General features: G+C 57.4%; 1 protein-coding gene. It reads right to left on the reverse strand.

Going from position 1 to position 509, the window contains the following annotated elements; genetic code table 11:
• Positions 1–21: 21 nt before the first annotated feature.
• On the reverse strand, positions 22–509 hold a 488-nt coding region (locus tag MD273_RS19385), incomplete at its 5' end, for a phosphoenolpyruvate carboxykinase domain-containing protein (RefSeq protein ID WP_239039309.1).

The following is a 509-nucleotide window of genomic DNA, read 5'->3' on the forward strand; positions in this document are numbered from 1 at the left end:
GGCAGTTCTTAAGCGTGAACTTTAAGCGTGAGCTGCTGAAATGCGGGCCTTCAGAGCATCGAACTGGCTGTGAACCTCTGCAGGAACACGTGGTCCGAGGAAAGTGAGGTACTCGGCGTTGTCTTCAACGTCGTTTGCCCACTGCTCTGCAGGAGCGGTCAGTGCTTCCTTGACATCCTCAATTGGGGTGTCGAGGCCGTCGAGGTCGAGGTCTTCGGCCTTAGCGGTGTGTCCAACAACGGTCTCGTCTGCGCCAACGTGGCCTTCGATGCGGTCGATGACCCACTTCAGAACGCGAGAGTTGTCGCCGAAGCCAGGCCACAGGAAGCGTCCATCTTCGCCACGGCGGAACCAGTTGACCAGGAAGATGGATGGCATCTTGTCGCCACCCTTGTTACCCATGTCAATCCAGTTCTGCAGGTATTCACCAGCGTTGTAGCCAATGAATGGGAGCATTGCCATTGGGTCGTGGCGGAGTGTGCCGACCTTTGCTTCTGCGGAAGCTGCGG

It is taken from the genome of Marinobacter sp. C7, assembly GCF_022343555.1.
GTDB lineage: Bacteria > Pseudomonadota > Gammaproteobacteria > Pseudomonadales > Oleiphilaceae > Marinobacter.